The 25,355-nt window shown below is 56.6% G+C and carries 30 protein-coding genes; 24 read left to right on the forward strand and 6 right to left on the reverse strand.

What is annotated here, in order from left to right; genetic code table 11:
- The first annotated feature begins 29 nt into the window (after positions 1-29).
- The 5 genes from NJ376_RS01165 (at position 30) to NJ376_RS01185 (ending at position 4,004) form a co-directional block, all read left to right on the forward strand.
- Positions 30-1,139, forward strand: a complete 1,110-nt coding sequence (locus tag NJ376_RS01165) for a recombinase family protein (RefSeq protein ID WP_252951380.1) — start codon at positions 30-32, stop codon at positions 1,137-1,139.
- Positions 1,140-1,414: 275 nt separating this feature from the next.
- Entirely contained in the window at positions 1,415-2,377 is a 963-nt protein-coding gene (locus NJ376_RS01170; RefSeq protein ID WP_252951381.1) for a hypothetical protein, read from the forward strand.
- A gap of 8 nt (positions 2,378-2,385) precedes the next feature.
- Complete coding sequence (locus tag NJ376_RS01175) at positions 2,386-3,042, forward strand: hypothetical protein (protein WP_252951382.1); 657 nt, start codon at positions 2,386-2,388, stop codon at positions 3,040-3,042.
- 23 nt (positions 3,043-3,065) lie between these two features.
- Positions 3,066-3,434, forward strand: a complete 369-nt coding sequence (locus NJ376_RS01180) for an N-6 DNA methylase (RefSeq protein WP_252951427.1) — start codon at positions 3,066-3,068, stop codon at positions 3,432-3,434.
- Positions 3,435-3,632: 198 nt separating this feature from the next.
- Positions 3,633-4,004: a DUF6876 family protein gene (locus NJ376_RS01185; RefSeq protein ID WP_252951383.1), complete on the forward strand. Its 372-nt coding sequence runs from the start codon at positions 3,633-3,635 to the stop codon at positions 4,002-4,004.
- 185 nt (positions 4,005-4,189) lie between these two features.
- Here the strand turns inward: NJ376_RS01185 and NJ376_RS01190 are convergent, their stop codons facing one another.
- The 4 genes from NJ376_RS01190 to NJ376_RS01205 form a co-directional block, all read right to left on the reverse strand.
- The gene (locus NJ376_RS01190; protein WP_252951384.1) at positions 4,190-4,531 is read right to left on the reverse strand and encodes a hypothetical protein; all 342 of its coding nucleotides are present in this window, start codon (positions 4,529-4,531) and stop codon (positions 4,190-4,192) included.
- A gap of 199 nt (positions 4,532-4,730) precedes the next feature.
- Positions 4,731-5,495 (reverse strand): endonuclease domain-containing protein, encoded by a 765-nt coding sequence (locus NJ376_RS01195; protein WP_252951385.1) that lies wholly within the window; start codon positions 5,493-5,495, stop codon positions 4,731-4,733.
- Positions 5,492-7,966, reverse strand: coding sequence for a hypothetical protein (locus tag NJ376_RS01200; protein WP_252951386.1), 2,475 nt, complete (start codon positions 7,964-7,966; stop codon positions 5,492-5,494). Before NJ376_RS01200 ends, NJ376_RS01195 begins: the two co-directional genes overlap by 4 nt.
- Before the next feature lie 722 nt (positions 7,967-8,688).
- Positions 8,689-10,059, reverse strand: coding sequence for a hypothetical protein (locus tag NJ376_RS01205; RefSeq protein ID WP_252951387.1), 1,371 nt, complete (start codon positions 10,057-10,059; stop codon positions 8,689-8,691).
- 165 nt (positions 10,060-10,224) lie between these two features.
- Between NJ376_RS01205 and NJ376_RS01210 the strand changes: the two genes are divergently transcribed.
- Complete coding sequence (locus NJ376_RS01210) at positions 10,225-10,470, forward strand: hypothetical protein (protein ID WP_252951388.1); 246 nt, start codon at positions 10,225-10,227, stop codon at positions 10,468-10,470.
- Between the two features lies 1 nt (position 10,471).
- On the opposite strand, the gene NJ376_RS01215 is transcribed toward NJ376_RS01210, so the two are convergent.
- Together NJ376_RS01215 and NJ376_RS01220 are read right to left on the reverse strand one after the other, a co-directional pair.
- The gene (locus NJ376_RS01215) at positions 10,472-11,401 is read right to left on the reverse strand and encodes a hypothetical protein (RefSeq protein ID WP_252951389.1); all 930 of its coding nucleotides are present in this window, start codon (positions 11,399-11,401) and stop codon (positions 10,472-10,474) included.
- 537 nt (positions 11,402-11,938) lie between these two features.
- On the reverse strand, positions 11,939-13,330 hold the full coding sequence (locus NJ376_RS01220; protein ID WP_252951390.1) for a hypothetical protein: 1,392 nt from the start codon (positions 13,328-13,330) through the stop codon (positions 11,939-11,941).
- A 117-nt stretch (positions 13,331-13,447) separates the two neighbouring features.
- On the opposite strand from NJ376_RS01220, the gene NJ376_RS01225 reads away from it, so the two are divergent.
- The 18 genes from NJ376_RS01225 (at position 13,448) to NJ376_RS01305 (ending at position 25,238) form a co-directional block, all read left to right on the forward strand.
- Complete coding sequence (locus NJ376_RS01225) at positions 13,448-13,696, forward strand: hypothetical protein (RefSeq protein ID WP_252951391.1); 249 nt, start codon at positions 13,448-13,450, stop codon at positions 13,694-13,696.
- Complete coding sequence (locus NJ376_RS01230; RefSeq protein ID WP_252951392.1) at positions 13,696-14,034, forward strand: HNH endonuclease; 339 nt, start codon at positions 13,696-13,698, stop codon at positions 14,032-14,034. Before NJ376_RS01225 ends, NJ376_RS01230 begins: the two co-directional genes overlap by 1 nt.
- A gap of 216 nt (positions 14,035-14,250) precedes the next feature.
- Positions 14,251-14,538 carry a hypothetical protein gene (locus NJ376_RS01235; RefSeq protein ID WP_252951393.1) on the forward strand — a complete coding sequence of 96 codons (288 nt, stop codon included), beginning with the start codon at positions 14,251-14,253 and terminating at the stop codon, positions 14,536-14,538.
- 211 nt (positions 14,539-14,749) lie between these two features.
- Positions 14,750-15,217 (forward strand): phage terminase small subunit P27 family, encoded by a 468-nt coding sequence (locus NJ376_RS01240; protein ID WP_252951394.1) that lies wholly within the window; start codon positions 14,750-14,752, stop codon positions 15,215-15,217.
- Entirely contained in the window at positions 15,217-16,011 is a 795-nt protein-coding gene (locus NJ376_RS29090) for a terminase large subunit domain-containing protein (RefSeq protein WP_370287750.1), read from the forward strand. The genes NJ376_RS01240 and NJ376_RS29090 overlap by 1 nt, the downstream gene beginning before the upstream one ends.
- On the forward strand, positions 16,011-16,946 hold the full coding sequence (locus tag NJ376_RS29095; protein ID WP_370287751.1) for a terminase TerL endonuclease subunit: 936 nt from the start codon (positions 16,011-16,013) through the stop codon (positions 16,944-16,946). The genes NJ376_RS29090 and NJ376_RS29095 overlap by 1 nt, the downstream gene beginning before the upstream one ends.
- A gap of 46 nt (positions 16,947-16,992) precedes the next feature.
- Entirely contained in the window at positions 16,993-18,315 is a 1,323-nt protein-coding gene (locus tag NJ376_RS01250) for a phage portal protein (protein WP_252951395.1), read from the forward strand.
- Positions 18,312-18,974: an HK97 family phage prohead protease gene (locus NJ376_RS01255; protein ID WP_252951396.1), complete on the forward strand. Its 663-nt coding sequence runs from the start codon at positions 18,312-18,314 to the stop codon at positions 18,972-18,974. The genes NJ376_RS01250 and NJ376_RS01255 overlap by 4 nt, the downstream gene beginning before the upstream one ends.
- Positions 18,975-19,061: 87 nt before the next feature.
- A complete protein-coding gene (locus NJ376_RS01260; protein ID WP_252951397.1) occupies positions 19,062-20,465 on the forward strand; it encodes a phage major capsid protein in 1,404 nt (467 codons plus the stop codon).
- A gap of 45 nt (positions 20,466-20,510) precedes the next feature.
- Positions 20,511-20,723 (forward strand): hypothetical protein, encoded by a 213-nt coding sequence (locus NJ376_RS01265; protein WP_252951398.1) that lies wholly within the window; start codon positions 20,511-20,513, stop codon positions 20,721-20,723.
- A 24-nt stretch (positions 20,724-20,747) separates the two neighbouring features.
- Positions 20,748-21,371, forward strand: coding sequence for a head-tail connector protein (locus NJ376_RS29100; RefSeq protein WP_252951399.1), 624 nt, complete (start codon positions 20,748-20,750; stop codon positions 21,369-21,371).
- Positions 21,372-21,457: 86 nt separating this feature from the next.
- Entirely contained in the window at positions 21,458-21,754 is a 297-nt protein-coding gene (locus tag NJ376_RS01275) for a phage head completion protein (RefSeq protein ID WP_252951400.1), read from the forward strand.
- Complete coding sequence (locus NJ376_RS01280) at positions 21,754-22,209, forward strand: HK97 gp10 family phage protein (protein WP_252951401.1); 456 nt, start codon at positions 21,754-21,756, stop codon at positions 22,207-22,209. The genes NJ376_RS01275 and NJ376_RS01280 overlap by 1 nt, the downstream gene beginning before the upstream one ends.
- Positions 22,206-22,733, forward strand: coding sequence for a phage tail terminator protein (locus tag NJ376_RS01285; RefSeq protein ID WP_252951402.1), 528 nt, complete (start codon positions 22,206-22,208; stop codon positions 22,731-22,733). Before NJ376_RS01280 ends, NJ376_RS01285 begins: the two co-directional genes overlap by 4 nt.
- A gap of 60 nt (positions 22,734-22,793) precedes the next feature.
- The gene (locus NJ376_RS01290; RefSeq protein WP_252951428.1) at positions 22,794-23,003 is read left to right on the forward strand and encodes a DUF2635 domain-containing protein; all 210 of its coding nucleotides are present in this window, start codon (positions 22,794-22,796) and stop codon (positions 23,001-23,003) included.
- A gap of 17 nt (positions 23,004-23,020) precedes the next feature.
- On the forward strand, positions 23,021-24,493 hold the full coding sequence (locus NJ376_RS01295) for a phage tail sheath subtilisin-like domain-containing protein (protein WP_252951403.1): 1,473 nt from the start codon (positions 23,021-23,023) through the stop codon (positions 24,491-24,493).
- A gap of 77 nt (positions 24,494-24,570) precedes the next feature.
- Complete coding sequence (locus NJ376_RS01300) at positions 24,571-24,930, forward strand: phage tail tube protein (RefSeq protein WP_252951404.1); 360 nt, start codon at positions 24,571-24,573, stop codon at positions 24,928-24,930.
- A complete protein-coding gene (locus NJ376_RS01305; protein ID WP_252951405.1) occupies positions 24,930-25,238 on the forward strand; it encodes a phage tail assembly protein in 309 nt (102 codons plus the stop codon). The genes NJ376_RS01300 and NJ376_RS01305 overlap by 1 nt, the downstream gene beginning before the upstream one ends.
- The last annotated feature ends 117 nt before the right edge of the window (positions 25,239-25,355 follow it).

Consider the following 25,355-nt stretch of genomic DNA (forward strand, 5'->3'; position numbering starts at 1 on the left):
AACGGCGAGCCAAGGCTGCCGAGAAGCCCATGTTCGGTCAGCGGCCAGCTTGGCTCGATTGGGTCGATGGGAAGTTCGTCGTGGTGCCTGAGAAGGCTGCCATCGTGAAAAGGATCTTCGAAGAGATCGCCGATCACGGTTACGGCCTTGAGGTCATGGCCCGGAGGCTGAACCGCGAGGGTGTTCCCACACTGAAAGATCGGCCAGGCCGTGTGGGGTGGCACAACTGGTCCATCGTCAGCATTGTGACCAATCCAGCTGCATATGGAGAGCTAACCCCAAAGCGCCGAGTGCCAGGGGGCAAGCGTGAGGCAGTGGGTGAGCCCATCGCTGGCTATTATCCCGCAGTCATCAGCCGAGACCTGTTCGAGCGAGCGCAAGCTGCCCGTGCGCTCAACCGTGGCACTGGTGGTCCGAAGACCAACTGTGTGCCCAACATGCTCGTCGGCCGGGTGTTCTGCGCTGAGTGTGGCAGCAAGGTGAGAATTCGAACCAATAAGCAGCGATCCAACAGTTACATTTGCGACAATGCCTTCCGCCGTGCTGGCTGCACCAATGGCAGTTTCAACGCGGTGCATTGGATCGAGAAGGGCGTCATGGATGGGGTGTTGATGTTCAACCTCTATCCCAGCACGCCACCGGATGATCACCCAGCAGCAGTGGCGCTCCGCGAGGAACTGGCTGAACTAAGCCAGCAGATAGCACGTGGGCGTCAGCGTATGACGCGCCTCATCGACGCGATGGCCGATGACCCTATCCCTGAGGTGGTAGCCCGTGTGCGGGAGATGGGTAAGGAGATCGAAGCCTGGGAAGCACGCAAGCTGGCGGCTGAGACTGAGCTGAGCCAAGTGAGTGGTCGTGCCACCATCGGCGAGCAGATCGAGGCCGTGCAGGCACTCCGCGAGGCCGCCTATTGCGAGGACTATGACGAGCGTGAAGCTGCCCGCAGCAAGCTGAGTCTCGCGCTACGGCAGGCCGTCGATAGCGTGAAGATCGACCGCCACAAGGTCAGCCACGTCGTAGCGCATGAGGGGAAGATCAGCTTCCAGATCACCAAGGGTGTGCTGCACGACATGCAGTTCAACATCCATGGCGATGTGTGGCGCTTGCTCGATGATGGACGGATTGAGCGCATCTGACCGAGTAGCCCGCGAGATCAACCGACATCCGAGGCTCTGTCATTTAGAGCAAGGTGAGCCGACGAATTCGCTTGTGTTAGCTCCAGGGTTTTGATAAAGGAACAAGTCTCTGCTCCCTGTCAGCTCTGCTGATGGGTTTTGGTTGGGAGATGGTTCTCCTCCGTCCGGGTTCGATTCTCGGCCAGCCAACCGAACATGATGTGCCCCGGGTATCCCGGGCAGTTGTTCGGCATCGCATGTCCATGCGGTGCAACCTAGATATTGAGCAGAGTCTAATGAAGTCAACAACTGATACCGGCGACCTAGTCATTGACGCCCAGGTCGTTTCCACCACCCCTACCGTCACTCTTAGTGATAACACCGCTGCCGCGGTCAGCCTCACCTCTCACGTCGATAGCTTCCGCGACGGCGTGATGGCTCAGGCCGTCGAAGTGGCCGATTTCAGCACCAAGAATTGGCAGCGCACATGGCGCATGATTGAGCGGGCCTGCCAAATTATGCTGCCCTATGTGTATGGCCCGCTTGAGAAGCAGGCTGAGCTGGCTGCGCTTTATAGCGAAGCCCAGATCACTGCCCCCGCTCCGCACGAGAATCCATGCCATGCTGCATGCGCTCTCCTGTGGGGGCATTTCCATGAGACTGAGAAGACGGAGTTTGCCGGTGTCGCGCGCAAACTGTTCGTCCGCAATCGCTCCGCTGAGAAGTACGCCCACGTTATGCGCCGCGCCTACCAGCTGAACATTCCTCTTGATGGCATCTACGACTGGATTGCTGCCACCGAGGGCAAGCTCAAGCAGATTGAAGCCGACGACCGCGCGGCCAATCCCTTCAGGCCGACTGATACCGAAGATAGCCGGATCCTTGAGCAGCTCATGCATGACCAGCTTCAGGCAGGTGTAAGCCTGCCTGAAGCTGGCAGCGACCTTGAGCACCAAGCCAAGCAAGCTGGTCTCGCCGAAGCGAGCTTTGCTCGTGCGGTCATGCAGAAGCGTGATGATGGCGTGTGGGTCGTTGTGTCCTTCGTCCCTAACAGTGACAAACTGGCCAAGTCTGACATTGAGCAGATTGCAAAGCGGCGGCTGCGAGAGATTGAGCGGCAGCAGGTTATCGCCGAACGTGAGGCAGCCAAGCAGGCGAAGCACGACAAGGTCAAAGAGAACGTCAAGAAGGCCGAGGCTGCCAAGCAGAAGCTGATTGACGCTTACAACGCGCGTCTAGCTGAGCAGGCTGGCCGGTGAGCGAGCCAGTGTCCATCGAGATCCTCCAGCTGCGCCAGCAGCTGGAGGCCTTCCGTGAGCATGGTCGGACCGAAGCGTTCAACAAGCCGACCAAGCAGTTTGACCACCTTCTCACCAAGGACCAGCGCAAGCGTATGGCGAAGCGAGTTGCTGAACTCGAAGCGCAGCGCAAGCAGTGGCACAAGGTGTATACGGTGAGGTCTAATGCAAACAATCCAACGCACTTCTATATTGACAAAGTGAAGCGGTTGAAGGAACTCCTTGAACGATGGGTTAACTCCGATCCGGCCGATCCAAATTACGCAGCGTATCTTCAGCAGATCTACCGCCAGTCACTTCTCGCTGCGAACTACTTTTTCGAGAAAGTGCCGAAAGAGCAGCGCGCGCTTTTCAGGCTTCATCCTGAGTGCGCGAGCAGGAAGTACAAACCTCCGAAGACAATCTTTGACGCCATCGCGGTCCTACCTGCGTACGACGAGGAAGCTGCTCTTGAGGCTTACAGAGTGTGCTCCGAGCCTAGCAAGCTCGCTGCAATCGAGATGCTTGAGGAGGTGATCGCCGCGAAGGAGCGTGATTTAGCAGCCGCGCAGGTCCCACCAGAGCACGCAGAGCTAAGGTACCTTCTCACGTCAGCGAGCCACCCACACGGGCGACTTCGAGAATAATTCGCACGAAACAGCGGGTGAAAATGACGGCGGAGATATTCACGCCGGCCGAGGTTGTCAACCAAATGCTGGACCGTATTTCAGCTTCGGCGTGGTCCGATCCAACTAAGACATGGCTCGAACCCTCATGTGGTGAGGGTAATTTCCTCGTCGAAGTTCATCGCCACCTAATGGCTGGTCTATCTACTTGGGAACCCGACGCTGCAAAGCGTCACCAGCATATTATCGAGAATATGATCTTCGGTGTGGATCTCATGCCCGACAACGTTGAGGTATGTATTGACCGACTCAACGCTCGTGGATTGAAGCATAACATCGTGTGTGCGGACGCCTTGCACTATGACTTCAAATTCGAGCAGAGCGGGGAGTCCGGCAATGAGTCATCCGGCTGATCGCCAAGCTCGTCCCACATGTCTAACTGAAGTGGCAGGCGAGGTGGCTAAATAGGTGCGGTTGTTTTAAGCCACCATCCGTAACCCCGAGCCCGATGCTACCATTTGTGTGGCATCGGGTTTCATCGTGAGTGACATCGAGGTAGCGGCCAATTTCGAAAGGCGCATTCTGTCCGAGGGCGACAAGGAGATCGCCCAATGGACCGACAGACCTTTGAGAACACGCTGTCCCACTTCCGGGGGTCGGAGACATTCACGCGCCACGGGCTACGACGCGACATCCTGATGACCGAGGGGGTGACTTGGCTGACGCAGAATGGCTGCGCTTGGCTGGTCGACGCTGTAGCGTCCTGTCAAACTAAGCCGCACATCCGCGCTGAGCCCTTCCAGCACTGGCAGCTTCACGTCGACCTAGCGACCAAGACCTGCGTGCTCACGATGGATGATGGGAATGGCCGCGAGCTGGTGAAGCAGTTGATCCTGTACACCGACTGCCTTGTACCAAAGCTGCGCCTCTATCTCGTGGAGCAGGGGGCCGAGCAGGTCTGCATGCTCACCCAGGAATATTAAATACGGCATCGGTCCCAATGATGGGACCGGTCGTTGCGCTGTCCAAGAAGCCCGGTGGAGGTGACACCACCGGGCTTCGCCATGTCGGATGCCTGACATGGAAAACGCCACGGCATGAGATACCGTGGGGTTCCAGATGTAAGGAGCCAACTGAGCAACCTAAAAGCTGGCAGTTCTATTTATCCTCAGAGACCGCGAAAGCGATCAGCAGCCTCGCTGAATAGGGCAGCGAGGTCGTCACACATAGCAGCAAACACCCTGGTTGTACGCTCACCGTCGCCTGCCGTGCTGGGCATGGGCGTCACGTTCGTGATGAGCCGCGCCTTAGGTGTGAATGTCTCCATGTCATGAAACTCGACAGGCACCTTCACCTTCTGGCGCTTCGCTGCCTTTAACGCCCATTCGGCTTGGCCATCGGTAAGCATGCCACGGGACTGGTACACAGTTAGCGCGAGCTGGGAAATATCCTTGTAGCCCTCGCCATTGCCCTCATGCAGCGTGGTTAGAAATGCCTCAATTACGTCCATCGTAAATCCCCTTAATGAAAAGACCCGCAAGCGGTCTGGATCGCTTGCGGGTCTGGTGCTTGGCGGGGACGACGATGTCGGTGACCAAGTGTTTGTGTGAACTATTTACCCACTACGGGCCGTCACCTCTTTGCCCCCTTGAGCAAGTTTCCAGACACGCTCGTAATGGTATTTAGCTAATTCCTTGAAAACAGGGCATTTACGGGATGGCTTCATCGTCCGCCACATCCTGGTATCCGCTCACATACCTTGTGATGAACCTCTTAACTGCCTTCGGATCAGCAGCTTCATCCATGATAATCCAAATATCCCGGTCAGCTTTGTAGACGTAGCTTTCCCGGTAGTCCTTCACCTCACACTTAAGCTGCGTGTCCTTGATGAAGCTAGCCATCGCCTCATACGTCACGTAGGGTACAGCCTTACCGTGGAATACCCTCTGTGTTCCTGACACGTCCCTGAACCACGCCTTTCGCCGGTAGGTCTTGATGATTTTCGTTCCCGGAGCCGGTGTGATGTTTGCGTTGTCCAGGATGTAGCTCAGCAGTTCGACCAGCAGCTCAAATTCCATCTTCTCTATGAAGCCCCAGCCGCGTTTAGGACGCTCAACGCTCGTAGGATCGAGGCGCCATTTGAGATGTTCCTCGATTCTAGCTACCGGCACACGTTCAAGATGACCCACCTGCACGTTGCAGCCCGAGCACAAAATGCCTCTGACAGTCCCGGTCACGTGGCAATGATCGATGACCGCCTGAAGCACGTCCGGCACATCAGCAGCGAAGATTTGGCAATCGGTGCCGCATATGCGGCACCGACCCTCTTGTTTGTCGTGGAGTTCGAGGAGCTGAAGCGTCGTCAGACCATACTTTTTGGCGCGAGCACGCAGACGATCATATCGTGCCGAGCCGATGCGGATGTCGTACTTCTTCGAAAGCGCCTTGAGCCAATCTCCAGCTTCAGCGGTCATACGCTGACCTCGGCCTCTGGCTTCGCCTTAGCTGGACGACCACGTGGCCGCTTTGGAATACCAGCTGCTTCACGTTCAGCAGCGAGCCTCTCACGATGCCTCCTGGAATATTCGGTGTTGGTCATCGGTCGACCAAACGGGTTGTCAGCAGCTAGCGGCCTTCCACCCTTATCCTCGACATCATCGATGACACCCTCATGGTAGATGATGTCGCATTCAGAAATGCCGAAGCGTGCTGCCTGGTAGCGTGCTTGATGCATGTCGACGCAGAACATGTCGACTGAATCGAGGCTGTTGTAATCCCGTGCGTTACCGCGCATGAAGAACTGGTGCATCGCGTTATGTGCGCGCCATTCCTCCATGACCTTCTTGTCGATGCCCAGCGTTCGCTTGACCAGCTTCGCCTCACCATCGCCGAGACGCATCGCACTGGCCCACCAGCAGACCTTGTGGTGTTGGTGCTCATTCTCACCATGGCTGCGTGGCGTTAGCTGCTTGTCCTTGCGAACGCCCTTCCCATCTGCACCATGCCTCTCAAGATCCACTTGGCTGAGATGCGCGTCGTTGGTCGACCAGATGATCGGATTCTCAGCGCCTGGGTAGCGCGCCTTGAGCCAGGATGTGATCGCAGGCAACGGGGTCTTAGATGGATCGCTGAACCAGCTTAGGCTTGCTTGCTTACCCTTGCTAAAGCAGTGGATGCGCACACGCTGAGCGAGTGGCTTTAGCCTGCGGCGTGTTGGCTTCCAGTCAGCAACCGGCGTCCACTTCACACCATACTTGTGCGACCAGATGCGCTTGAACGGGCTTCGGCTGAAATGGTCACCCATGAAGATGACTCGCTTGAAGTGGCGTAGGTTGTGAGGCTTGTTGATGATGACGAACTCAAGCGCCTTGGCACCTTTGGCATCCCAACTGTCTCGCGTCACCCACATCTCATTGCTTTCGCTGTCAGCCTGCATGATGAGGTACTTGAGCTTGCGGTCGAGATCGTCGAAGCGATTCTCCGCTAGATCGGTCTCAGCTTGCTTGCTTGGACGCAGCCTGTAGCAACCGCTCTCCGTCTCAACCACATCGAAGAGAGGTCCAACCTTATCGAAGTTCTTGCTGAAATTCGGTGTGCGCGTCATCAGCACATCACGTACCTCATCCTCGATAACCGTAGCGTCGAGATCTGCCCAATCGCTCCAATCCATGAGCTTGCAGGCTGCATGGGTGACGAACACACAATGTGGCTGGCTTGGGTTCTCTCGAATCTTCTCGCGAACACGCTTGAGCTGTTCTACCACCGTCAACGCTTCCTCGTCTTGATCGGAGCCCTGCTGGTGCTTCACAGTGTGTAGGTTCAGCGCCTTTAAGCCTGATGGGGAAAGCTCGCGCATATCAGCGATGCGCTTCTGCATGTCGGAAATCTTCGGCGTGCTCCAAACCCACACACCGCCATGCTGCAACACCTGGCTCAGACCGTAGCGCGTTTTACCCTCGCCGCAGTCTGCCTCAATGTAGGAGAATTCCAAACCCGTATGGTAGGTTTCCAGCAGCGCACTCATCTCGCTGGGGTTGGTGATGCAGACACGCTGCGCCCATAGCAAAGCGTTCCTCGCTTCGCTGGCTGCGCTCTTGCGCTCCTTGCCTGTGATCTCCCTGTCCAACTCCAGCGCCAGTGAAGCTAGCTCGCCGGCTTGGATAGGATATGATTGATTGATTGACCGCACAGCGATGCGCGTCATGAAGTGGTAGAAGCGACCACCCTCAGGCGCATTGCGGTATTCCTCCAACATGTCTTGATCGACGAATGGGCAATCCCGATACCCATTCCAAGACAGCGCGGTGTTGTGGAGCGACGCACGTAGCTCATCCACCGCAGCATCATCGACCTGTGGTGTCACGCGGATCACACCACTGTCGATAAGCTGATCTGCCCATGAGAGCATCTGGTCAGCGGGTAGTGTCTCAGCTCCCTCGGAGTGATCTATGAAGAGATGCTGGTTTGAATCGGCCCACGCATAGGGCACGTAGTGGAGCCGATTGATGTTGTGGGTCTTACTATCAACGAGCCCGTCGAAGATGTGGTTGAAGAGATGCCACAGCTTGGCATGCTCCTCGATGGTGAGGATGCGGTCGAACGGCAGCACGACACGTAGGCGTGGCTGCGTAGCTTGGTGCTTGGTGGTCGACCACATGAGATAATGATTGTTGAGCCCGGCAAGCGTCTGCTTGATACGGGCTTGGTCGCTTAGGGTCAGGTCATCGAGGTCGAACGCCATCCAGTCAGTGCCACTCTCCACCTGACTCAGACTCTTGCTCGTGGCATCGGCTTTGAATGTGGCGTTGATGATGGCTGCGACGTTGTCGCTGCTCTCCTTTTCCTGGGTCGTTCGAACCTGCGTGCTGTAGCTGCGCATCAGCTCGACGAAGTCATGCCAGGAGAGGTCGGATTGAACGGGTTGCTTCTCGAATTTCGAGTTCACGATAGTTAGTTTCATAATTGCCTCAGTCCAAAAGAAAAGCCCCCTAACCGGGTGGATCGGTAGGGGGCGAAGTGTTTTACTGCTTTTGGACTGAATGCGGCGGGATCAACGCCACTTTCGTATTTATACAGTCAGGCTGTTTTGCCTTCAATATTCCAATCGCAGTCTGTGACGTATTCCACCCCGTCTCCTTTCTATTTATGCGGAAGGGCGTTTTGGGTGCAATTTAATAATGCAAGGAATGGGTCTTAGTACTCGTGAGCCCTTTCTGCCTTGTGATTTAAACCTGCAAGCCAACCTCCCCGTCTCCTTTCAAAACTTGCTAGCCTAACACATCAAAAAGAGTGTCTTTCATTGAACATTTGTCATTGGATGGCTGGTGCCTGGGGTGGATTTTCCAGGTGCGGCGTAAATAGCTGCATGACCGAGAAGCCCTGGATCCAATGCCCTACCTGCGGAGCAGTCAAACCACGCCCTAAGCTCTCGGCTGAACAGGTCCAGGCGATCAGACAGCAAGTGGCAGCTGGTGCGTCGATCAAGGAGCTAGCCAAGCTATATGGCGTCTCATCCAACACTATTCGAGCTGCGGTCAGGCGCACAGGTGTCTATGCTAGGATCGACTAATCACACATGGAAGCGCCAGGATGCCGTCGGGACATGCTGGCACCACGCTCAGCACATACTAAGCGATGAGACCTGAGCGATGGACTTAGCTTGTGATCTCAAACCTCTGAGGGCGGAAAGGGACCGGTGTAAATACCGTATGTTGGTGGTTCAATTTTATCCCTGTGAACCCACTTAAGATAGAAGCGCAAAAAAACGTCGTTTAGATACAAAACATCGTCCTTCCAATCGATGGCAGGCATCTCCAGCCTTGTATCCTCGACGCCTGCTCCTTCGCGCTGTTCGATGCTGCCAACTTGCATGCCATGTGCGATGCTGCACATCTGCATGATGGCTCGCGTGATCTCATGCTTCTGAGGGATGTTATCCATCAGCACATGTCTCAACGCACCGCGCAATGCATCGTAAGTCAGCCGTTCGGGTGCGTTCTCATGAGCTATTGCTGCCAGCACAGCCTCATAGATGTCGCCAGTGGTGAAGTTAGCGAACGGCCTCGGCATTCGGTCAGAACCGCGCTTGGGCCCCTTTGATAATTTTTCGAAAGCCGGCAGGCCAAAATCTTGAGCAATGCGGCGATAGATGATCTTTAGATCAACGTCCTCGTGGCTGATTTGCCGAGGCGGGTCTACCGTTTCCAATATATCCAATTGGTCGCAGAGTTCAGCACACAAACTCTGCATTAGGAGCGGGCTACCCATAGCCTCATCGGCCAACGCCTCTATGAGCGCAAAACCACCGGTCTCCGGTGGTTCCGAGCTAAGATCCAAACCCAGGTAGGGAAAGCCGAGAGCCCCAATTTTGCATAGGTCCTCGCTGTTCCACATGGGAATGGTGAGATGGTTGAACCTGCCTTCCATCTCCGCTTCAGCGGTTAGCACGTCGAATGCACGATATGGAACGCTCAATATAACAACAGGCAAGCCCTCGAACACTGGCGCTTTGAGCGCTCGAACTATGCTGGCGCGCGTGCTCTCCTTCAGATAATGAAAATCGTCTATCACCAACACCTTGCCAGACGCGAGGAGTTCCGCGAGTACGCGGCTTCGCTCAGACTCGACGAAGGTTCGGGTAGACCCGCGCGTAGAGGCTTGGGTTTCGCCTACACCACCCGTGACCTTCGCAAAGCGAGGTCCAATGCTGCCGCCAAGGTTGCTGCTGCCAGTTGCCTGCTTGATAGCACTCTCGGTTCGCGTGCTGGGCATCTCTAGCTGGGCGCTGATTGTCGCCCAAAAGTCACCTTCGGTAACTATTTGCCCGCCTTCGACCTTAACGGTCGCATTGTCAGGAATAACCCGTTTTCGCAGCACGGTTTTGCCGCATTTACTCGGCCCGGTGATGGCTATGATCGCATACCCCTTAGCTACAGCGCCTCGAAGTTTACGCTCTAGATCCAGATGGCTGCGCTCCACATACGTCACTGTCGGCATGCCGCGGCTGAATACTTCCCGAAGCTTATAAGGCTGTGCCATGTGAGCGACCTGTTTCGAAAGTGGCTGCAGGTTCAGCTATCATTGGCGCCTACGCAAGCTATGATTGAGATCCTGACAGCCTTTAGCCTGCCAGGCGTGTGAGCAACGAGCTTGCCCGAACCAGCTGTCATGTTCTACGTTTGTTCTCCTGCGGAGGGCGTGGGCATGGCGGACGTGGACATGAACGTCGAGGACCTGTTCGGCGATGAAGGCGTAGCTTTCAAGTGTGGTTGCCGCACCCTAGCCCTCACCCGTGACGAGCTGATCGACCGGTTCGGCGCTCGCTGCCCGGTCAACCACATCGGCCTCAGGTACACCTGCGATGCCTGCAAAGGCCCAGCCCTCACGGCATGGATGACCTGGCCCCGTGTGATCAATGAGGCATACGGCCAGACCAGGCACAAGGGCTAGCTCAGAGCTTCATACCCACTGCGGCAAGCAGTGCCGTAACAGCAGCGCCAACCACGGCAGCCCGCACGTCGCCAGCGAAGCTGCCTTTGAGGTAGCCCAGCACGCCAGCTTCGCTGATGGCGAACTGCACCTGTGCGAGCCGTATGACGCGCTCCGAGAGCATCGCGGCAAGCGTGCGGATCTCGGCAACTAGGGCAGCGCGCTCATCGGTCGACAATGGCAGCGTGTTGGACTTCTGAACCTCGTTGGCTAGCTCTTCAAGCTTCTCCCTAGCCTCGTCGACAGCAGGCCGGTTGTGATCCAGACGCACGAAGCGATCAGCGGCAGGGATCTCGAAGTAGGTCCTCCCGGCCACGCTTGCGCCACCCTTTGCCTCCTCGGTAATGGTACTTTGCCGAATATTTTCTTTGAAGGTGAAATACGGCAAAGCTAGGGAAGCAGCAACAAGAAGCTGTGCTATGTTGCGAATGGCAAATTTAGGTGCAAGTGATGGCCAGTGGGCGAGAAGCCTTTCATGAAACTCCTCGGAAACCGGCAGGTGCCCAACGCGATCCTGTAACCACTCATCATCACGAAGAGCATTGAATTGCATCTGCCAGACCGACATCTGGCTGGAGTTCTCCTGCTGGTCTGCTGGGATTTCTATCCCAACACCATTTCTCATGTCCCAGATCTTCTCTCGTGCGTTCATTAGCGCCAGGTTCTGGTCCCGAGGGCGGCTAGGGCCACTCGCGATCGTGTAAGTGATTGTAAAATGACAGGCGTCATAGACCGAATGCACAAAATCAGCTGCAGTCATTGTTTCATTTCGTTCCATGGTGCCCATGACCATTGAAGTGATCACACAACCGTAATGCAATTTGTCGCCGGACGCCAATGGTTCACGCGACCACTCGGCCAAACCACTCGCAGGCAAAGATCCATAGTTCAAGGAAATAGGTCGCCCTCTACGCGCGCAGGCAACATGCTGAATTCGCAACGGAGGACAGACAAATGAGACTTTCGATATCACTCATAGTGATCATCACGGCACTCTACTCGGCCACACTGGCTATGACCTTCTTTATATTGCTGCCATCGGCGCATGGTCAGACCAACGGCATCCCAGTCATGCCGGATTTCAGCAAGCACTCTTCACGACAGAACGGGTGGTGGTCTGCCGAGCACTGAGGTGATCTCGAGGGTGGTTCCGCCTAACTCGGCTGCACCGTGATACCGAGGCAACTCGCTTCGGAATGGCTCACTGCATGATTCCGGCCGAGGATGGCTTGCCGGTGGTCATGGTACAGCGGCCAGCTAATCGAGACGTGCCAGCCATGTATGTGAGGATTCAAACGCCGGATGGCGACCTCACGGATGGTGGCCGTCATGGGCTACACACTGCGCAACTGAGTAGCCGCGCAACCAGACCACACCACCACCAACACACTGAGCGGCGGACCTGCACCAAAGTGTGCCAGAACGGCTCTTACTGCGCGGGCGGCGTGGGTGGCGCTTTGCCGATCAACTCGCCGATCTCCTTCTGAAGATAGGACCGCACATTCTGCATCCACTGCATATCAGGCAGGCGAGAGGCAATTGGTTCAATCGTCATGATGCTTGACGAAGCGAGGCCGAGCACTCCGACCACCATCGCTCTGCTAGCGTGCTTGGCCAAGCGCTCTTTGGTGTGCTTCGCCGTTTCGCCGATCAGGTCAAGGCCATACTTCCAGCAGATCGCCACTAGGTTCTCAATACTGGTCAGTACGGCGTAACCACTGCGCTTGAACGTCTTACTAGGCTCCTGGATCAGATCGGCAAGATATTTGAGCGTTCGTGGCACCTCGTCATCCACAACGGCATGGTTCGTTTTGAGGTCCTCAACAAGCTTCTTTGCTGCCTCCTTGATCTGGCGTATGTCACTGTTATCTAGCTCGGTGACGGCGACGTTCTCGCTATACCTGCGCCACTCCGGGAACTGGGCGGCAAACATCGCGATATTCCGAAGGTGCGCGCTCAGCGACATCGCGAGAGGCGTCGAGATTTCCTCACTGATCGAGGCCAGTGTCAGCTCGCACTCAGTCTGCGTCATCATCACTGTGACGACGTTCTCATCCCTCTCGATCTCTTGGCTCAGGCGCTCGAACACGGCCACGACACGCTTATCCACGTTCGAGTTGCGAAGATCCGCAAGGTACGCTTCGCCATTCTCAATAAGAGCCTGACGTACCCTTGTGATATTTTCCCTGTCTGGCGCTTCCGTTGGATTGGGTAAATGCGCGATGGTGATGCGCCCATCTCGTACCGCGTAGCGCATAGGGGCGATCTTTTGCTCAGGCACGGCGGCGCTAACTGCGGCTAAGTCACCCCTAAGTGCCCGCGCGGAAGCGACCCCGCCCAGTATCTCGTCGAGGCTCTTTGCGCTTTCTATTTTCCGGTAACTATATGACGAATTCCGGTGAGTGTGTTCTGCATTGAAAGCCGACGGCACCATGACTTTCAACGCCATCTCAACTAAATGTGCAACGTTCGAAGGTGCAACTGCAGGACGCCTAACTGGCCAGACATGAAAGATAGCTGCGGCGTCCTCCTGAGATAATGGAACCGTCACCGCCTGTTCCATGTGATTAGCAGCGACCTGTATCAACGCATTTTTGTAACGAGCGAATATCTGCCCTCTAGTTTTGCCTTGTTCTGCTAAAATGTCAGGACTGATCAATCGGCCGTACACGACGGTTAGAACGTCCACCAGGGTTGCTTCCTCCTCACCCCCTGGTCCCTTGAATGATGCCGAGCGGTCGGCAGCTGACCGTGCAACGCTCAACACAGAGCGCACAAAAATCCAAGCCTTCCCAAGTTCCTCCTCGGTTATGTCGGCCATGTCCATCGCTATCCTACGGTCTGAAAAATTTTACATCACTAGAAAGGGGACCGCCAGCCGTTACGCTTCACACGAGCAGACCGGTCATCGCATCGCGCACGCCATGGTAAATACGGCATGTCCATTCTGCCATCTACGCTCCTAGCCTCGCTTCAGACACACCGAATCGTCGAGCGCCCCCGCAACAACATCATCTACCTTGGCCACAACGCATTTGAGATCCGGCATGCAACGCCAGAGATCATGGAGTGGATCGAAACCGAGACACCAAACGCAGTGGCCTTTGAGGGCAAGGGACATGCGATCGTGGTCTTCGGATCACGCGATGACGCACTCCTATTCCAGCACACATATGGCGGCACGTGATGCCATCGAAGCCGCCCATCTTCCGACCCAAAGCCCAGCTAGCACGACAGGCAGAGCGCAAGACAGCTAAGGCCGAACGCGACAAGGTCAACTATGACTGGCAGTGGCGCAAGCTGCGCAATCAGCACATCAAGGCCAATCCGATCTGCCTGCATTGCCTCAGTGAAGGCATCACGAGAGAGGCCAAAGAGGTCGATCACATCGAGCCAGTGAGCCGCAATCCAGAGCGACGGCTTGACCCATCCAATCTCCAATCACTCTGTCATTCGCACCATCAGATCAAGAGCGCAGCCGAGAGCAGACGGCGCAATGCAGGATCGTCAGAGGCACGGTCCTAGCCCAACAACCCACCCAGCAGTGCAGCAGCACCCAGGACCAAAGCCCTCCCCTGCACGACCCTTGTAGGGCGATCTAGGGGCATTTGGTAAGGGGAGGGGTGCCTTGAATCCTCCCTGATTTTCAACGCACTAGCGCCACCCTGCCGCGGCCAGTGTTCATGCGAAATGCAGAACCTTTGTTGAGCATAAATAGATGCGTCAACAAAGGAGCACATCATGAGCACCACGACACTCGACCTATTCAGGAGCCAACTCACCGCACTCGACGCCGGTGAGATCGTCCCAAATGTCATTGTCATCGACGATGAGGATGGCATCCACGAACGCCGGCTGGTGATGCGGATCAGCGAGCCAGGCATCTACGCAGCAACTGGAATGTCGGTCACGACATTCCACCGGCTTGGGAAGAGAGCAGCCGCAGCACTTATGCTCCGCGATGTCACAGTGTCTGCACGACAGAACCTCCTCCAAGAGATTGCAAAGCTGGAGGCAGATCCATGCTAGGCAAGCCTACTGTTTCCGTCACATTTTCAAAGCCAAGTGGCGACGCCCGGATCACAAAGGACATGGCCTACTGGTTATGCGACATGGAATGCATACTAGGACGGGACGTGACGGTTTCCGCCGGTCCGAAAGACACTCTGCTAACCTTCTTTTTCTCCTTGGCACATAGCAACACAGCCATGCTGTTCAAGCTGACATTCGGCGGTGTGTGATGGCAGGCCGACCACGTAAGCCAACGGCTATCAAAGAACTCCACGGCACACTGCAACCCTGCCGCACCAATCCCTTGGAACCCAAGCCACAACGCGGCTTCCCTGTTCCACCATCACACCTCACACCCGAAGAGGTCAAAGCTTGGAATGAGATCTGCCAAGCCGCCGACAGCATGGGCGTCCTGACACTGGCAGATGTGTTTGTGGTGGAAGAGGCTGCGGTAGCGAAGGCAAACCTCCTATCCCTGCGTAAGCGCATCCGCGACGAGGGGGATGTCTATACCAAGACGGACATCAAGGGAGAGGTGATGCAAAGAGCCAACCCACTCGTCGCCATGGAGCAAACTGCACGACGCGACTTCCTCACACTGCTAACCAAGTTTGGATTCTCTCCGGCAGACCGAGCGCGTGTCAGCACGAAGCAGGATGATGGCGACGAGGATGATCTCAGCCTTTGGATTAAATGATGGCGACACGAGACTACGCTGCCATCGCACTTGGGTATGCAAGAGGTGTCGTTGATCAGGTCATCCCTACGAGCATCTACACCCAGCTAGCCTGCCAACGCACACTCGACGACATCGAGGCCAGCAAATATCCCGACTACCCCTATGAGTGGTCAGCTGAGAAGGTCACTCACGTCTGCGGCTTCATGGAGCGCCTTCCACTCGTCAAAGGCATGAAGGGCCAACCACTCCTGCGGCTAGAGCCCTGGCAGGTGTGGTGGATTAGTCAGCTCTTTGGATGGGTCGAACGCCATGGCCCACGCAAAGGCATGAGGCGTTTCAGCATGGGGCACATCGAGGTTGCCAGAGGCAATGGCAAGTCGGCGCTGTGCTCGGGCTTGCTCCTCTATATGACCGCATTCGACGGTGAAGCCGGTGCGGAGTGCTACGCGGTAGCGACGGATGAGCGCCAGGCCGAGATCGTCTTCCGAGATGCCATGGCCATGGGCCAGCACCGAAAGGCATCGAAGCTCATGAAGGGCAAGCGCGTCAGCTTCACAGCCAACAACATCATCCATCAGGCCTCCTACAGCAAAGCCACCGCGCTCAGCGGTGATCCTCGGACCAAGGACGGTCTGAACATCCACTTCGCTGTGGTGGACGAGCTGCATGCCCACCCAACACGAGACATGTGGGATGTCATCGTGACAGGTGCTGCGAAGCGCGATCAGTCAATGATTCTCGCCATTACCACTGCGGGCTTCGACCTCTCCGGCGTCTGCTACGAGCAGCGGGACTACCTGATCAAGTGCTGATGAAGGCCGTGGAAGATAATGCCTTCTTCGGCTGCATCTGGACAATCGACGACGCTGACGACTGGCAAGATCCAGCCTGCTGGGTCAAGGCCAACCCCAACTGGAATGTCAGCGTGAAGCCCGACAAGTTTGAGACCAACGCTAGGCAGGCAATCGAGACCCCTAGCAAGCGACCTGGCTTCCTGACGAAACACCTGAACAAGTGGGTCAAGAATACCACTCAGTGGCTCGACATCCCACTCTTGCAAAGGGCCACCAACCCCAACCTCGACCTCAACGATTTCCAGGGACGCCCCTGCTACATTGGGCTCGATCTTGGCTCCTCCTCAGACATGACAGCCAAGGTGCTGGTCTTTTGGGATCGGGTGGAAAGGCAGAGCAAGGACGGCACGACGCACTGGCGCAACCACTACACCATCTTCCCCACCTACTACCTCACTGAGCAGGCGGTCCGAGAATCGAGGAACGCGCAATACCGAGGCTGGGCCGAAGAGGGCTTGCTCACTGTCACAGATGGCAACGAGACAGACTACAACGTGGTGCGCGATGACATCCTGTATGACCTAGAGCACTTCGATGTCAGAGGCGTGGGCTACGATCCCTGGAATGCGGTTCAGCTGGTCCAAGAGCTATACAAGGGCGGCGTGCCTTGCATGAAGGTCAACCAAAACGCGGCCACTCTTAGTGGTCCAGCTAAGGAGCTTGATGCAGCGATCCGCGGTGAACGCTTCACCCACAATGACAAGGTGTTTGTCTGGATGGCGAGCAATGCGGTTGTCGTTCCAGACACCAACGGCAACATCAAGCCGAGGAAGGAAAACGACAAGAGCCCGCACAAGATCGACGGCGTGATTGCCACGGTGATCGCATTGGCGATGCTGGTGGAGAATATGGGACCCGAGACAGTCGAGGATGCGCTCTGCGTCCTAATCTGATGCCTGCGGCTAAATATGGAGAAATTAACTTCTCCAAGGACGCCGCATGGCCAAGAAAAATAAGAGCGCGAAAAGCGCATCAAGCACGCCGGCTCCCGACATTGAGACCAAGGCATTCAGCTTCCTGACACCTGATCTTGGCGAAGCAGGTTGGTCGTCGATCACCAATGGCTGGGGCACATTCCTCGGCTCCAACTTCGCATCAACACCAGTCCACGTCCTACAGAGCAGCGCAGTCTACGCTTGCGTGAAGCGGCTCAGCACTGACGTAGCGAAGCTGCCACTGCGCTTAATGCGCAAGCTGTCTCAGGGTGGCTGGGAAGAAGCAAACGATCATCCCGTCTCAAGGCTGCTAGCTCGGCCAAACCGCAGGATGACAACCTTCGAATTCATCTCGCAGATCGTTCTCGCACACCAGCTGCATGGCAACGCCTACGTCGCCATTGTCCGCGATCCCGAGAGTGCAAAGCCGCTAGAGCTAATCCCATTGATGCCAGCGGACGTGTCGGTGAACGAGGCAGCCAATGGCGACCTCTTCTACCACGTCACACACCGCATGCTGAGCCCAAACAGCCAGCGCCTCCGAGCCGAGGATATGATCCACGTTCGGAACCTGAGCTTCGATGGCATCAAGGGTGTCAGCCCGATCAGCGTTGCCAGCCAGGTCATTCAGCTGACGCTAGCCGCGCAAGGACTGGCATCCAAGACATTCGAGAATGGCGCGCATATCGGTGGTGTGCTCACCACACCGAACGTGATGAGCAAGGAAGCCATCGAGCAAACCACATCCAACTGGCGCACCAGTCAATCCGGCGTAGCCAACGCAGGCAAGACACCTGTGCTGCACGGTGGCCTTACCTACACCCGCACAGCCGCAAGCCCCGAAGAGACGCAACTCCTAGAGAGCCGGAAGTTTGTGGTTGAGGAAGTCTGCCGCTTGTTCGGCGTGCCACCGTTTAAGGTGTTCGTGGTCGACCGCGCTACCACGGGGAACAACGTCGAGGAGCAGAATCAGAGCTACATCGACGACACCCTCATGGCGATCACTCGACCAATCGAGGACGCATTTGCGCTCGACCTCCTGTTCAACGACGAGTTCGGGAAATTCAAATTCAGCTTCGACTTCGATGAGCTGCTACGCGGCAACAGAGCGGATCGCGTAGCTGCACAAGCGCAAGCCCTGCAGAACGGCCTGCGCAGCGTGAACGAGCTACGCGCCGAGGATAATCTGCCACCAGTGCCCGGCGGCGGTCAGTATTTCATCCAGCTGAATATGACCACCTTGGACAAGGTTGGTCAGCAGCCAGTCGCGCCTGACGCGCAACCCAGCAAGCCAAAGGAGGACGCCGAGAGCGAAAGCGACGAATGAACATCACCTATCTCAGCAACAAGGATTTCAAGCGCCAAGGCAAGATCGACAAGTCTCTCGTTCAGCGCGCTCCCCTAACCAAAGCCAGCAGCTCGCCAGCGATTCCCATGGAGGGACGCCAGATCAAGTTTGTGCTCAGCGCACCGACCATCGACCGCGATTTCGACATCTTCTACCCCGAAGGCATCGACCTCACCTACTACCGCACAAACCCGGTCGTGCTGTGGGGGCATGACTCAGACCAATTCCCCATCGGCAAATGCGTCAGCATCGGCATCGAGGATGGCGTCCTTGTAGGTGTTGTCGAGTTTGCCGACCCATCCATTCCCATCATCGGTGACAGAGCAGAAGCCGTCTACCAAGCGTGCCGCGCAGGCATCCTGAATGCGGTCAGCATTGGGGCCATCGTCAAGGAATGGGATTTCGCCGTCGATGCTGATCGACGCTCCATGGATGGCGTCGATGTCACGGCGTGCGAGCTAATCGAATTCAGCGTGGTGACTGTGCCCTGCAATCGGCAGGCGCTCATCCACAGCATGCCAGCTGCACCGGAAGCCAGTGAGCAACCTGCTCCTGAGCCGGAGGCAGACAAAGCCGCACCCGCACCCGCCAAGAAACACCAAGCGCGCATGTTGAGGAAGCTATTCCTCGTCGACTGAGCCGTATTTCAGTCAATCAAATAAATATCACGGAATAACCGTGCTCGGGCCAAAGGCCCGCAAAAACAAGAAGAAAGGTTGTTATTCATGACTGTTTCTATTAAAGACCTTAAGCTCAAGCGCGAGAACCTAAAGCTTGAAGCCAAGGCGATCGCTCTCAAGGAAACCGACGACACTCCGCTAAATGACGAGGACGTTGAGAAGTTCAATGGCATCTCCAGCAAGATCGAGGCGCTATCCGCCCGCATTGCTCGCCTAGAGGCTGTTGAAGACGACGCTGCGGACGCTGCTGAGCCAGTAGATGACGACGCAGCCGAGAAGGGCTGGACCGTCAAGTCTGCTCCCTCCGTCCACCGCTCCAACAACGCCCTGGTAGCTCGCAAGAAGGGTTCCCTCTTCGCTCGCTTCTCCACAGCGCGCATCGTCGACAAGATCTACGGCTTCGGTGCCGGTCGCCACTATGTCGAGAAGAATTTCGGCGATGAGATGGTCACCAAGGCTTTGACCTCCGCCGTGCCTGTCATCCCACAGGACTTCATGGCCGACCCAATTGAGCTACTACGCGAACAGAGCGTAGTGCGTGCAGCTGGTGCCCGCGTTATGGCAATGCCCATGGGCCAGATGACCATTCCTCGTCAGCGTCTCGGTGCATCTGCTTCCTGGGTTGGTGAGAACACAGACATCAACGTAACCCAGGCGGGCTTCGACACTATCCACCTCACCTGGAAGAAGCTCGCGGCGATCACCTCCGTGACCAAGGAATTGGTTGAGTTCTCCCCGCTAGAGGTCGAGCGCATCGTCCGTGAAGACCTAATCGCACAGATGGGTCTCGCCGAGGACATCGCGTTCCTAAACTCCACTGGCAGCGGCGGCGCCTCACCAGTCGGCATCATCCCACAGGTCGTAAGCGGCAACCAGCTAACCAGCAACGCCAGCGTCACCTTTGACAACGTGATGAAGGATCTACGTGCAGCCCAGCTAGCACTAGAGATCAACCTCGTCCGTGGCAGCAAGGCGTGGTTCATGAACCCAGGCGTCGTAGGCTTCCTACGTGGTCTACAGAACGGCTTCGGCGTCTACGCATTCGCCAATGAGATTGACGGAAGCGGCACACTGCTCGGCTATCCCGTCTACACCACCATTCAGCTTCCAACCAACCTCGGTGGCAGCACCAACCAGACTAAGGTCATCCTTGCCTGCGTTGATGACCTCGTAGTTGGTGACGCTTACCGCCTCGATGTGAGCGTAACCACAGAAGGTAGCTGGGTTGAATCATCCAACAACATTAATGCCTTCTCCCGTGACCTCATCGGCATCAAGGCGACCAACGCGGTGGACTTCGCTCTACGCCATGATGTGTCGGCAGCGGTTATCACCGCTACCAACTGGACACTAGGCACCGCCTTCAACGTAGCTGGCAGGCAGTTCTACACGCAGGCCCTGAACACAGCTGATACCACTGCTTCCGCAGCGGTAACTCCAAACAGCTAGGACAAGGATGGGAGTGGTGGGTAACCGCCACTCCCAACGCCCGCGATGAACGACATTGTCTCAGTGATCTTCAAGGTCAGATACGGCTCATACAACCCCGGCGAAATTGCGGGCTTCCTTGCAGTGCATGCAGCCAAGCTCGTCGAAGCTGGTGTAGCCGACACCTACAAGGCCAAGTCCGAAGACCCAGCTGCGCCAAAGGCACCGCTGCCACCGCGCCGCTCAGTCAAGGGCTTCAAGAACTCCGTCACGAAGTAAGGGGCATAACCCCAAGGGGGACACGTGAAAACAAGCATCCGATCCGCACAAAGCGTGTGCCCCATACCAATTGAGGACCTACAGCGACATGCCTTTGTCGATGACATCACCGACGAGGATCTCATCGCAGCACGTGGCCTCGCTGCTACCCAGGCAGTGGAAAACTATCTGAACCGCTACCTGATCAATCGCCCTGTCACATGGACGTTGAGCACCGACGAGCTAGGCAGCCATCCCTTGGCTAGCAATGGCATCCGGTCCAACTTCATTGGCATGTTTGTCCAGCCCTACAGGGGTTGGATCGAGCTAGCCCGACCGGCTAGCACAGTTTCCGCCGTGCAGTGGTTGCTCTGGGATAATGCTCCAGAAAGCCTCCAGACCAGCGACTACGCTGTGGATGTTGACAGTGAGCCGGCGCGTATCAGGCTGCTCAAGCTGCCGTCGCTCACTGCCAATATCCGTGGCCTCAAGGTCGAATTCACCAGCGGCTATGGGGATGATGCGACTGCCATCCCTGAGCCCATCAAGCACGCGGTGAAGCTCATATTCACAAGCCTCAACGAGAACCGAGGCGACACGGATTTCAAGCTAATCAGCGAAGCGGTTGAGTCCTTGCTCTCCCCTTATCGCCTAACATTCTTCGGGTGAGCGCATGGATAGATTCAAGGTTGGCGATCTAAGATCCAAGGTGACGATCTACAGGCGTGGTGATGCGATCAACGAGGACAACCTCAATGATCCAACGCTCATCACCACTACGAGTGACCGCTTCGACGCCCAATGCGAGCATCAAGCCCGTAGGCACGATGGCCTACATCCAAGGGCAGCAGATCGACGTCAACAGCATCACGCATCGCATCATCGTCCGCTGGCGCGATGGGCTGGACCAGTTTTACGTGATCCGCAGAGACATCCCACTACCCGATGGCTCGACACGCCAGGAGCTTTACCGCATCCACCGTGTCTCCGAGATGGACGGACGCAGACGCTTCCTAACCATCGACGCTGAACTCGAGAAGCAGAGCATCTGATGTTCCGCCTCGGTGTCAAAGTTGATCCTTACAAGCTGATCCTGGAGAAGAAGGAAATCCGCAAGGCGCTAGGGCAAAGCGGTCGCGCTGTGCAGCGTGTTGCCAAATCGCTCGTGAAATCGCGTGCTGTCAGCCAACCAGGTCAACCACCTGCCAAGCAGACTGGCACGCTATCCAAGGCGTTCAAGGTCAGGGTTAGCAAGTCAGGCTTTAGCGTGGCAATCCGCAACACCGCCTTCTACGCCAAGTTTCTCGAAACAGGTGCAGTTGGTGGAGGTGGCAGACGCGGCACCAGGAACAAGCGCAACCGCAGAGGCCAGGTCTTACAGCAAAGCACCATCCGCACGCTTGCTCCACGTCCCTTCCTGTCAGTGGCCCTGCATCGCACTGAAAACATTATCCGCAGCAACCTAGAGGCCGCGATGCAGAACGGCATCAAGGGAGGCAAACCATGAACTACGCGGCCGTCATAGCGCAGATTAAGCAGCACTGTCCCATGTTCAAGAACGTCGCCGGTTCGGCTGATGTCGAGCATGCGATGTCGAATGCAAACCTACCCATCCCCTGTGCCTTCGTGCTTCCCGGGCCGATGGAGGCAGCACCCAACACCGAGAGCAATGGCCTCAACCAGATAGTCAGCGAGACAGTTTGCGTCCTGCTAGTGCTGGACAACCGCAGCGACCGCAGAGGTCAGGCAGCGATCCTGACGCTCGATCAAGCGATCAGCGCATTGCACAAGGCCTTACTGAACTGGCGCATGGACCCAGACATTCAGCCAAAGGGCTTTGAGTTTGAGAGTGCCGAGCTAGCCTCGATGGATGGCGCAAGGCTGGCCTATCAGGTCAACTACAGCCGGGAGATTTGGCTCACTGACTGCGATGGCTTTGAGCCAAGCAGCGAACCACTCCTCAACATCGACGGACACGACGAGCGCCTTGATCCAAGCTGGCGCTTCGATGTGAGCCTGCCTCAGACCTAACCGCCCTCAGACAAGCATCCTCGATAAATACGGCAACATAGATCATTCGAGGATTGCATGATGCACGTCATTCCAGCACCAGGGCTTGTCGTCCTAGACCCCGACACATTCGAGACGCTTCCCCCTGAGGGTCGCGTCGTACCGCCGTCTGAGTACTGGCTCCGCCGTCTGCGCGACGCGGACGTGGCACTAGCACCCACACCTGAGGCGGCGAAGAAGGCTGCAAAGAGATCACCAACAACGCCGGCTGAAACCGGCCCTGTTAGCTAACATTTGGAGGCGCCGGTATGGCAATTCAGTTTTCCTTATATCCAGCGAGCAACCGTGTCACCGGCATCTACGCTGAGATCGACCCATCACTAGCAAACACCGCCACTGATAATCAGAAGACCCTGATAATGGGTCAGATGCTGGCGGCAGGCTCTGCCACTGCGAACACCGCTGTCCTAGTCACCAGCTACCAACAAGCCCGCTCCCTCTTCGGTGCAGGCAGCATGCTCAGCCTGATGTATCAGCAGTACCGCAAGAGCGACAACTTCGGTGAGGTATGGTGCTCGCCTGTGACCGACAATGCGTCTGGCACAGCGGCTACCAACACGATCACCGTCGCAGGCACTGCTACCGCTCCTGGTACGCTGAACCTTTACATTGCTGGTCAGCGCATTCAGGTAGGTGTAGCTGTGGCTGATGCAGCCGCTGCCATTGCCGCGAAGATCAACGCAGCGATCAACGCAGCAATCGACCTGCCTGCCACATCAGGCGTGGCCACTGCTACGGTAACTGTCACCGCCCGCCACAAGGGCGTAACCGCAGGCGATTTAGACATTCGCCTCAACTACGCAGGCGCAGCAGGCAATGAGTTTACCCCAGCTGGTGTGACCATCACCATCGGTGCTGGCACAGCGGGAACAGGTGAGCCAAGCCTAGTCAATGCGTTCGCCAACCTAGGCGATGCTCCCTATGACTTCATCGCTTTCCCATGGTCAGGCACCACTGAGCTTGCATCTCTAACCAACTTGCTCAGCGACACCATCGGCCGTTGGGCTTGGAACGTAAGCCTCTTCGGACATGCGTTCACCGCACGCGAAGGCACTGCGTCGACACTGGCCAGCTACGGTGCAGCCCTAAACGATCAGCACGTCACTGTCCTAGGCATCAACGACACTCCAACTCCGATCTACAACGTGGCTGCCGACTATGCTGCGGTATGCGCTAGGAGCCTACGCGCCGATCCAGCTCTACCCTTGCAGAACTTGACAATGGGCATCTTGCCACCACCACGTGGCAGCCGGTTCTTGCTCAATGAGCGCAACACCCTGCTCTACAGCGGCATCTCGACAGCGAAGGTCAATGACGCCGGCCAGGCCATCCTAGAACGCTCTGTCACCACCTATCAGAAGAATGCAGCCGGTGCAGCCGATGACAGCTACCTCGACACCGAGACTCTAACGACACTGCAATTCCTAATCCGCGATCTCAAGAATGTCCTGGGCACAAAGTTTGCACGCAAGAAGCTCGTCGCTGATGGCACCCCGGTTCCCGGTGGATCAAGCTTCGTAACCCCATCGACAGTGAAGGGCGAGGTGATCGCTTGGTATCGCGGGCATGCAGCGAACGGCATGGTTCAGAACGTGGCTAACTTCACTCAGAACATGAAGGCCGAGAATGCAGGCAGTGGCCGTGTGTCACTGCTCTTGCCCATCGACGTAGCCAACCAGCTTCGAATTATCTCCACGCTCGTGCAGTTCACGAAGTCCTAACGTCCAGCGGGGAGAGCGTCATGCTCTCCCCACCACAATTGCCCGGTGCCTAGCACCCAAGAAAAAGGAAAACGAACATGGCAAAGCCCGCAGCTGGCGCAACCAGCTTCACCATCGACGGCAGCTCATATGCGCTGGTCGGCAATGTCACTTACAGCCCAAGCAGCATCAAGCGCGAAGCCCTCGTTGGAATTGATGGCCACCAAGTGTGGAAGGAAACTCCGACACTCGGCTTCATCGCTGCGAAGATCCGCGATCTTGGCCTCCGCGTAGAGGACTTCAATAAGATGCGCGAGGTCAACGTCTCCGTCACACTAGTGAGCGGCAAGCAGATCATCGGCACTGGCCTAGGCTGTGTTGATACCCAGGAAGTCGACACTGAGGATGCGACCTTCGACGTGCGCTTCGAAGGCATGGATGTCACGGAGATCCTATAATGAGCGACGACAACCAAGACATCCAACCAGCAGCCCGTCCTGAGCCGCTACCTGAGCTAGAGATCGAGCTACCTGAGCCAATCACCCTTGGTGGTAAGACCTACAACAGCATCACCCTCCGTGAGCCACGCCTTAAGGACCTAGAGGCAGGTGTCAACGCTGCACGCGGCTGCACAGGCGCTGAAGCTGACATGAAGCAGATGAAAGCTCTGATAGCGAGTGTCGCCGATGTGCCACGCCAAGTGGTCGAGAACCTCTCCGCACGCAAGTTCCGCGAGGCAGGAGACTACTTTGGCGGTTTTTTCTAAGCCCCAACTTCCCAACCAATTGGGAAGATCTGGCGGCTCAACTGACCCTTGCACATGGCTGGGATCCAATTGGCCCGGCCTCCGTGTGGGAGATGACACCCACAAAGCTCGCTTGGT

The sequence above is a fragment of the Siccirubricoccus soli genome (assembly GCF_024178315.1).
GTDB classification, from domain to species: domain Bacteria; phylum Pseudomonadota; class Alphaproteobacteria; order Acetobacterales; family Acetobacteraceae; genus Siccirubricoccus; species Siccirubricoccus soli.

Bases quoted from the DNA above. Each gene is read 5' to 3' on its own strand.
- NJ376_RS01165 (WP_252951380.1), top strand. From the start codon at position 30: ATGTTCGGTCAGCGGCCAGCTTGGCTCGATTGGGTCGATGGGAAGTTC.
- NJ376_RS01170 (WP_252951381.1), top strand. From the start codon at position 1,415: ATGAAGTCAACAACTGATACCGGCGACCTAGTCATTGACGCCCAGGTC.
- NJ376_RS01180 (WP_252951427.1), top strand. From the start codon at position 3,066: ATGACGGCGGAGATATTCACGCCGGCCGAGGTTGTCAACCAAATGCTG.
- NJ376_RS01185 (WP_252951383.1), top strand. From the start codon at position 3,633: ATGGACCGACAGACCTTTGAGAACACGCTGTCCCACTTCCGGGGGTCG.
- NJ376_RS01190 (WP_252951384.1), bottom strand. From the start codon at position 4,531: ATGGACGTAATTGAGGCATTTCTAACCACGCTGCATGAGGGCAATGGC.
- NJ376_RS01195 (WP_252951385.1), bottom strand. From the start codon at position 5,495: ATGACCGCTGAAGCTGGAGATTGGCTCAAGGCGCTTTCGAAGAAGTAC.
- NJ376_RS01205 (WP_252951387.1), bottom strand. From the start codon at position 10,059: ATGGCACAGCCTTATAAGCTTCGGGAAGTATTCAGCCGCGGCATGCCG.
- NJ376_RS01210 (WP_252951388.1), top strand. From the start codon at position 10,225: ATGGCGGACGTGGACATGAACGTCGAGGACCTGTTCGGCGATGAAGGC.
- NJ376_RS01220 (WP_252951390.1), bottom strand. From the start codon at position 13,330: ATGGCCGACATAACCGAGGAGGAACTTGGGAAGGCTTGGATTTTTGTG.
- NJ376_RS01225 (WP_252951391.1), top strand. From the start codon at position 13,448: ATGTCCATTCTGCCATCTACGCTCCTAGCCTCGCTTCAGACACACCGA.
- NJ376_RS01230 (WP_252951392.1), top strand. From the start codon at position 13,696: ATGCCATCGAAGCCGCCCATCTTCCGACCCAAAGCCCAGCTAGCACGA.
- NJ376_RS01235 (WP_252951393.1), top strand. From the start codon at position 14,251: ATGAGCACCACGACACTCGACCTATTCAGGAGCCAACTCACCGCACTC.
- NJ376_RS01240 (WP_252951394.1), top strand. From the start codon at position 14,750: ATGGCAGGCCGACCACGTAAGCCAACGGCTATCAAAGAACTCCACGGC.
- NJ376_RS29090 (WP_370287750.1), top strand. From the start codon at position 15,217: ATGGCGACACGAGACTACGCTGCCATCGCACTTGGGTATGCAAGAGGT.
- NJ376_RS29095 (WP_370287751.1), top strand. From the start codon at position 16,011: ATGAAGGCCGTGGAAGATAATGCCTTCTTCGGCTGCATCTGGACAATC.
- NJ376_RS01250 (WP_252951395.1), top strand. From the start codon at position 16,993: ATGGCCAAGAAAAATAAGAGCGCGAAAAGCGCATCAAGCACGCCGGCT.
- NJ376_RS01255 (WP_252951396.1), top strand. From the start codon at position 18,312: ATGAACATCACCTATCTCAGCAACAAGGATTTCAAGCGCCAAGGCAAG.
- NJ376_RS01260 (WP_252951397.1), top strand. From the start codon at position 19,062: ATGACTGTTTCTATTAAAGACCTTAAGCTCAAGCGCGAGAACCTAAAG.
- NJ376_RS01265 (WP_252951398.1), top strand. From the start codon at position 20,511: ATGAACGACATTGTCTCAGTGATCTTCAAGGTCAGATACGGCTCATAC.
- NJ376_RS01275 (WP_252951400.1), top strand. From the start codon at position 21,458: ATGATCCAACGCTCATCACCACTACGAGTGACCGCTTCGACGCCCAAT.
- NJ376_RS01280 (WP_252951401.1), top strand. From the start codon at position 21,754: ATGTTCCGCCTCGGTGTCAAAGTTGATCCTTACAAGCTGATCCTGGAG.
- NJ376_RS01285 (WP_252951402.1), top strand. From the start codon at position 22,206: ATGAACTACGCGGCCGTCATAGCGCAGATTAAGCAGCACTGTCCCATG.
- NJ376_RS01290 (WP_252951428.1), top strand. From the start codon at position 22,794: ATGCACGTCATTCCAGCACCAGGGCTTGTCGTCCTAGACCCCGACACA.
- NJ376_RS01295 (WP_252951403.1), top strand. From the start codon at position 23,021: ATGGCAATTCAGTTTTCCTTATATCCAGCGAGCAACCGTGTCACCGGC.
- NJ376_RS01300 (WP_252951404.1), top strand. From the start codon at position 24,571: ATGGCAAAGCCCGCAGCTGGCGCAACCAGCTTCACCATCGACGGCAGC.
- NJ376_RS01305 (WP_252951405.1), top strand. From the start codon at position 24,930: ATGAGCGACGACAACCAAGACATCCAACCAGCAGCCCGTCCTGAGCCG.